Source organism: Methylobacter sp., assembly GCF_004322395.1.
In the GTDB taxonomy this organism is placed as follows: Bacteria; Pseudomonadota; Gammaproteobacteria; order Methylococcales; family Methylomonadaceae; genus Methylobacter_A.
The window spans coordinates 68,236-75,118 of record NZ_SCTW01000078.1 but is presented as its reverse complement, the minus strand read 5'-3'; the positions used below and the strand labels follow the sequence as shown (position 1 = coordinate 75,118).

General features: G+C 48.1%; 7 protein-coding genes. All 7 read right to left on the bottom strand.

Features of this window, described 5'->3' with window-relative positions:
- Window positions 1-319 precede the first annotated feature (319 nt).
- The 7 genes from EPO18_RS11535 to EPO18_RS11505 all read right to left on the bottom strand — a co-directional run bounded on the left by EPO18_RS11535 (window position 320) and on the right by EPO18_RS11505 (window position 6,828).
- On the bottom strand, window positions 320-868 hold the full coding sequence (locus tag EPO18_RS11535; protein WP_292433519.1) for an exosortase system-associated protein, TIGR04073 family: 549 nt from the start codon (window positions 866-868) through the stop codon (window positions 320-322).
- Window positions 869-985: 117 nt separating this feature from the next.
- Window positions 986-3,268, bottom strand: coding sequence for a Tex family protein (locus tag EPO18_RS11530; protein ID WP_292433518.1), 2,283 nt, complete (start codon window positions 3,266-3,268; stop codon window positions 986-988).
- A gap of 236 nt (window positions 3,269-3,504) precedes the next feature.
- Window positions 3,505-3,837: a YceK/YidQ family lipoprotein gene (locus tag EPO18_RS11525; protein ID WP_292433517.1), complete on the bottom strand. Its 333-nt coding sequence runs from the start codon at window positions 3,835-3,837 to the stop codon at window positions 3,505-3,507.
- A gap of 429 nt (window positions 3,838-4,266) precedes the next feature.
- On the bottom strand, window positions 4,267-4,677 hold the full coding sequence (locus EPO18_RS11520; protein ID WP_292433516.1) for a PIN domain-containing protein: 411 nt from the start codon (window positions 4,675-4,677) through the stop codon (window positions 4,267-4,269).
- Window positions 4,664-4,897, bottom strand: coding sequence for an AbrB/MazE/SpoVT family DNA-binding domain-containing protein (locus tag EPO18_RS11515; RefSeq protein WP_292433515.1), 234 nt, complete (start codon window positions 4,895-4,897; stop codon window positions 4,664-4,666). The genes EPO18_RS11520 and EPO18_RS11515 overlap by 14 nt, the downstream gene beginning before the upstream one ends.
- A 123-nt stretch (window positions 4,898-5,020) precedes the next feature.
- On the bottom strand, window positions 5,021-5,854 hold the full coding sequence (locus tag EPO18_RS11510) for a quinoprotein dehydrogenase-associated SoxYZ-like carrier (protein ID WP_292433514.1): 834 nt from the start codon (window positions 5,852-5,854) through the stop codon (window positions 5,021-5,023).
- Between the two features lie 59 nt (window positions 5,855-5,913).
- Window positions 5,914-6,828 carry a quinoprotein relay system zinc metallohydrolase 2 gene (locus EPO18_RS11505; protein ID WP_292433513.1) on the bottom strand — a complete coding sequence of 305 codons (915 nt, stop codon included), beginning with the start codon at window positions 6,826-6,828 and terminating at the stop codon, window positions 5,914-5,916.
- Window positions 6,829-6,883: the final 55 nt, after the last annotated feature.

Below are 6,883 nucleotides of genomic sequence, written 5' to 3'. Positions count from 1 at the left end.
GGAAATAAAGTCACCTGAGTTCGGTCTGTACTTTGAATGAAGCGTTTCATCTGCTCTCCCGGTGGTTTGGCCGTGAGCTTATTTTACCAGATGTAGCGTTTTTACACAGTCTGGGTCGAAACAGGACAGTCTATACCAAACTGATTTAAGCTATTTTTTAAAGCCTCCAGATCAAGCCCTGAATTGTACAATTCAGCTCGAAGATATTAATTTCCAGATTAAAGTATTTACCCCATTCACAAATTCAAAAATAGCATCACATAAAAAAAGCCCGGTAGGTTTTCCCTTCCAGGCTTTTTTACTTTAAATCAGGAAAGCATTATTTTTTCATTTCTTTTTTGAACATTGCATCCAATTTCTGGTTGGTTTCTTGGTTGTATTGCTTTGAATTATCAATCGGCTCTGGTTTGGGCGCTGCCACTGGTGGTGCGGTAACAACCAGTTTCGGGCTAGGTGCTTGAACGACAGGTGGCTCTTCCTCCTGCTCCTGGCTTAGATCCAAACGAAATGCCGGCCCGAAACTGGTATCCGCATCAAAATCATCCCAAATATACAACGGATAAGCGACAGGTTGGGTAGGAATCGGTAGGGTAACTAAATCACCAATTCCTACAGCTATGCGTCCTGCCATGTTAAGCACACCTTTAAATACTCCCCCGACAATGCCATAAAAAGGGTTGCTGTCATTGGATATGTTAATCATATTTTTAGGGAGTTCCAGCCAGCTGGTGGTCAGATTGGCAAAAGCATTTAGCGCTTTGTGGCCAACCTTGCTGCCATAGCTCCGATGCTGCGATTCATATGTTTGACTGATGGGTGCGTAGGGCGTAGCGCCATAACCCTGTTGCTGCATTTCTGCCTGAACCATGGGCGCATATGCCGTAGACAGACCGGTGAATAAAAAGAAAACGAAAAAACGACTGAGTTTACGCATAGCAAATCCTGAGGTGTGTTAATACTGAAAGTCAGTATAGCAGAGCTACAATTATTTACTGATTCGCGCCTTGGCAAAGGCGCTAGCCATTGAACTTTGTACCGGAGCTTGTTGCTTGGGCTTGTGCGCTGCCGGTTTTTGATTATTCCGTTCAGGTCTGGATTCGCTCGCTTCAGGATTGGTTTTCATCGATAATGAAATGCGTTTGCGCTCGACATCGACCTCCAACACTGTCACTTTGACCATTTCGCCGGTTTTAACTGCATCCCGGGGGTCTTTGACAAAAGTATCCGATAAATGGGAAATATGCACCAAGCCGTCCTGGTGTACGCCGATGTCAACAAATGCGCCGAAATTGGCGACATTGGTGACGACGCCATCCAGCCTCATGCCGACTTCAAGATCGGTGATTTTTTCGATACCCGCCTTGAACTCGACGCTTTTGAATTCCGGACGCGGGTCGCGGCCGGGTTTCTCCAATTCCTGCAAGATGTCGGTCACCGTCGGCAAACCGAAATACTCATTGGTGTAATTGGCCGGATTCAGGCTGCGTAGAAACTGGCTCTGACCGATCAGGTCGCGGATCGATTTTCCGGTGCTGCCGATAATAGCCTCAACCACCGGGTAAGCTTCGGGATGAACCGAAGACGCATCCAGCGGGTTGTCGCCGTTCATAATGCGCAGGAAGCCAGCGGCCTGTTCATAAGCCTTGTCGCCCAACCGAGGAACTTTCTTCAACTGCTTTCTATTGGCAAACGGGCCGTTTTCATTGCGGAACGCGACGATATTTTCGCTGATACTGGCGGATAGGCCTGATACCTGCTTAAGCAGGGATACCGATGCGGTATTTACGTCAACGCCGACCGCATTCACGCAATCCTCAACTACGGTATCGAGCCCTTTGGCTAACTGAACCTGATTCACGTCGTGTTGATATTGGCCGACGCCGATCGATTTAGGATCGATTTTAACCAGCTCCGCCAACGGATCTTGCAAGCGTCTGGCGATAGAAACCGCGCCGCGCAAAGACACGTCCAGCTCGGGAAATTCCTTGGCCGCCAACTCAGACGCCGAGTAAACCGAAGCGCCTGCTTCCGACACCATAATCTTGGTGAATTTAAGCTCGCTGTGCCGCTTCATCACATCGGCCACCAGCTGGTCGGTTTCCCTAGAACCGGTGCCGTTGCCTATGCTGACCAAATCAATCTTGTGCTTTTCGATCAGTTTTGCCAGGGTATTTATCGAGCCATCCCAGTCCTTGCGCGGGGGGTGCGGATAAATCGTATCCGTAGCCAGCAACTTGCCGGTCGGATCGACCACAGCAACCTTGACGCCGGTGCGGATGCCGGGATCCAGGCCCATCGTGGCTTTGGGGCCTGCCGGAGCGGCCAGAAGCAAGTCTTTTAAATTACCGGAGAAAACCCGGATCGCTTCCAGTTCGGCGGCTTCGCGTAATCTCAGTTTCAAGTCCAAGTCGATGCGGGTGTACAGCTTGATTTTCCAGGCGAAACGCGCGGTTTCGGCCAGCCAGGCATCGGCCGGTTTTGAGGTATCGGTAACCTTTAGATGACGGGAAACAAGCTGGGCGCACAGATCGTGTTCTTCTTTGTCTTCAGCGCCGGGTTTAAGGTATAGATTCAGCAAATCCTCATTGCGTCCGCGAAACAACGCCAAAGCCCGGTGCGACGGGATTTTATTGATCGCTTCTTCGTAATCGAAATAATCCTTGAATTTCAACGCTTCCTGTTCCTTTCCGGCGACAACGGTTGCATAGATCAAGCCTTTTTGCCAGATGCGCTCGCGCAGTTCGGCCAGCAATTCGGCGTCTTCTGAAATACGCTCCATAATGATTTGCCGTGCGCCGTCCAGCGCCGCGGCGACATCCGGCACGCTTTTGTCCGCGTCGATGTAAGCGGCGGCGGTCTGCTCGGGAATCAGGCTGCGATCATCCAGCAACGCATCGGCGAGCGGCTCAAGCCCCGCTTCGCGGGCGATCTGCGCTTTAGTGCGACGCTTGGGCTTGTAAGGCAGGTACAAATCTTCCAGCAGCGTTTTGGTTTCGGCGTCTTTTATGGCTTTTTCCAGTTCCGGCGTCAGCTTGCCTTGCGAGGCGATACTGTCCAGGATAGTCTGGCGCCGCGCGTTCAGTTCGCGCAAATAGCCCAGACGCTCTTCCAGTAGCCTTAATTGAGTATCGTCCAGGCCTCCGGTCACTTCCTTACGGTAGCGGGAAATGAACGGTACAGTCGCGCCCTCGTCCAATAAGTTGACAGCAGCGCTGACTTGCTTGACGTTAACAGCTAATTCTTCGGCAATACGTTGGATGACATCCATTTTTCAATTCTTTGGCAGTTAAAAAATGGGCGCATTTTAGCAGCTAGATAGCAAGATGGATAAAAGTCTTTTGAAGAATCAAAGAGAATCTGTGGCGAGCAACTATTGTTAGGATGTGCTGAACGCAGTGAAGCGCACTTGTGCTCTTGAGGGTATCAAGCATTTTCCGCAATCAACGAGCAATGTCCTAATACACTCGACAAAAAAAGTCTGAACAAAGGCCAAATTATCTCCGATCATGGCGAATTGCGCTGCCCTTTTACCGCGTTCTCTTCAGAGGAGTTCGGCACATAAATCCGATAGAGATCATAAGGCATCACAACCGTGTCGAACACGGCCGAGAAAGGCAGATCCAAAATAAGCATCGTTGTCACCATCCCCTTGACCCAACCCGGGTCCGAGTTCTTGTCGCTGAATACTCCGCTTGTATCTTTTATGTCCTGCCGAATACCGGGATAGACCGTCCACTTCTTATCAGGGGTTTCGGTCCTGGCACGTATACTCGAGCAACCCAAAATAAGAGAGCTGATGAAAACAACCGTCATCCATCTTCCAATCGCTGACTTCATAGATTTTTTCCTGGTAAACCAATTAGGGAGTGAAACGAGTTACTTCGTGCAATATTAATCGCGCTCGACGGCACAGTCAACATGGGAAAACACATCACCTCACCACCTATCACTTTGTTTAAATAGCTCGTCATACCGGCATGGACTGCCGGTATCCAGGACACATGGATGTGATCTGAGCCTTGCCATCCCTGGCTTCTCGGCAACTGCTCCTGCGCCGCCTAAAGCGCCTACTGTTGGTGCTCTACCTCCTGCATCCGTGCAGTCGTGGATTCCGGCACAAATCCGTCTGGAACGTATTTGCATTAACCCGAAGGGTGTCAGGTAGGAAGCCTGACATGTATCCCTGCCGGAACGACGTATTGGGCATTATCGCTAAAACTGATAGGTGTTAAGAACACATCACAATGCAAGCCCATTAGTTCTTTCTTAATTATCCAAAAAAGGATTTATAACCACTAATTGCCCATCGATTTCTTGACCATGCTGCATATTTTCCGAATACAGAATAGAACAACCAGATTCGAGAGCCGAGCTGACGATCATACTGTCGTACAAAGAAAAACCGAATCGCTCCGCAATATCCAGCCCCCGGTCATGGGTATCGACGGTCAGCGCTTGGGTTTGACACACGGCGCGTATCGTTCCCAACATATCGCGTATTTCGGCATAGCTCATGCCAAGTTTTCGAAATGCAACCGAGGCAAATTCATTGAGTACTTGAACGCTTATGATGCCGGCTGAAGCAATAATTGCTTCAGCCCGGTCTGCTTTGGCGCTATCTTCCGACAGTAAATACAATAAAACATTGGTATCGAAAAACGGCCTATCGGTTTTCATGAGCTTCCAAGCGGTCGAACTTGAAATCGGCGGGTAAACGGCCTCGATATTTGCGCAATCGGGCTAACAACTCTTGCGGACTGGGTTTCTTCTCAAGTTCGAAAACCCGCTCACCGGCAACATGAATCTCGATGTCATCGCCTTCTTTAAGCTGAAGCGCTTCAACAACCGACGCAGGCAATCTTACGGCCAAGCTATTACCCCATTTTGCAACTTGCATGACGGACTCCTATATTTGAAAGATATACAAATTTTTATTGTATATCCATGATAATCGACTGACTATTGATTCTTTAGCATGGCTAACAGAATAGGATGAACTTGCAATACTTAATTTTAAAAACTACGGCTGAACCTTAAACGTCTCGGTATAAGTATTGCCCTTAGCGCAAACATCCCTCTTGGTCGGCAGTTCGCAAGAGGTATCGGTCACTTCGGCTTTTAAATCGCCCGCTTTTTCCGGCACGAAATAGAACCTGAAATTCGGGTCGGCGCTAATCGCAATATCGGTTTTCGCGGTTAAAACCGGTTTGCCGTTGAACGTCACTTTCACGTCCTTAACGAAATGCGATTTTTTAACAAATCGTGTCACTTGATCCATTTGCATGCCGGTAATATTGGGATGACTGATCATTAACTGCACTAGGTTCGGCTCGCCGGCTTTGACTTCGTTTTCCAGCCTGAATTTTATTTTCCCCAAGCGGCTCATGGCTTCATCCAGATTGGCGCCGATCGGTGCGGAACAGCCGCCGCTGGCTTTGACGAATTTTTTAGTCATCATCAATTTGCCGTCGTTAATTTGCGCAATCGCGCGGATATTGCTGTTGCTGTTAACGCGTATCCGCATCGCTATATCGGCTTTGCCGCTTTCCGGGGTAAACTCAAATTCACCGACAAACGGAAAAGGATTATTATCTACCAACACCAGGATTTTTTTGATGTAGTGTTCTTTGGTTTGTTTGACTTTGCTGGTGACTTTAATAGGCACTAATGCTGGATCTTCTGCACGTACAGGCGCTTCAAGTTCAATAATATTGTCGGACTCTTCAATCGCTTGCCCGGCAAAGTATTCAGGTTTCAAGACGTTGTTCCAAATTTTTTCATCTTCAGCGGCGATAGCGGCAATCGGTAATAATGTCGTGATGAAGATTGTCGGTAATAGTTTTGAGTATTTCATTGCTTTTTCCTATTTTGTTTTAGCTTTGCGGGGTGTTAACAATTAATGCATGCAGCCGGTTAATCTTCCCATTCTAATTCGGCAAAAGCGGTGGTGACATTTTTACGGTGATAGTCATCGAATAAAGCCCAATTGTTTTTCTCTGAATAGCCAACGGTTTGCACGGCGTCTTCCAAATGCTGGCCTTTTTTGATTGCGGCGCGAATTTCAGTGAGTAACAAGGTTAAATAATGCTTTTGCGCTTGCATACTCTGCGGCCAATCCGTGACTAACTCGCCGTGTCCCGGAATCACATAATGAAAAGACTGTTTTTCCAGTTTGTCGATTTCTGAAAGCCAGCCTTTTAAGCTGCCGTCCAACGTTGGCACATGCTCGGTAAACAATAAATCCGATAGCCAGATGGTATTGGTTTTTTCATCATAGACGGTCAAGTCATTATCGGTATGCGCGGTAGGATGGGCTTTCAACACTAAAGTCCGCCCGCCCAAGTCCAGTTTCATGCTGTCTTTGACTTCAATATCGGGGGGAATCAAATCGGCAGCACTCATTTTGACGCCTAATTGATCGGCGGCTTTGTCCAAGTAGTAAGAGCCGCGCGCCGACATCGCTCTGGCTAGTTTATGGTGGCCGACTAACTTGACGCCGGCCGCTTTGAAAGCGCTGTTGCCGTTGATATGGTCGGGATGGACATGAGTGTTAATCACATAACAGATCGGTGTCTGTGTGGTTTCGGTAACGGCTTGTTTTAAAGCTAGACCCTGCTCCGGATTGCCGCCGCTATCAATGACCGCCACGCATTTTTGTCCGACAATAAAACCAAGATTGGCGATTTCGCCGTGGTTTTTGCTGTCTGGGAATTGATGTTTGCCGAAATGCACATACACGCCAGTAGTAATTTCTTTAACCGGCAAAACGGTGGCAGCCGTAGTTTGTACAGATACCATGAATAAAGCAAACAGCAATAGAATTCTCATTAATTTTCCTTTTTTCTGAATACGTTTGATGTGCCAACACTTTTCCATATACAAA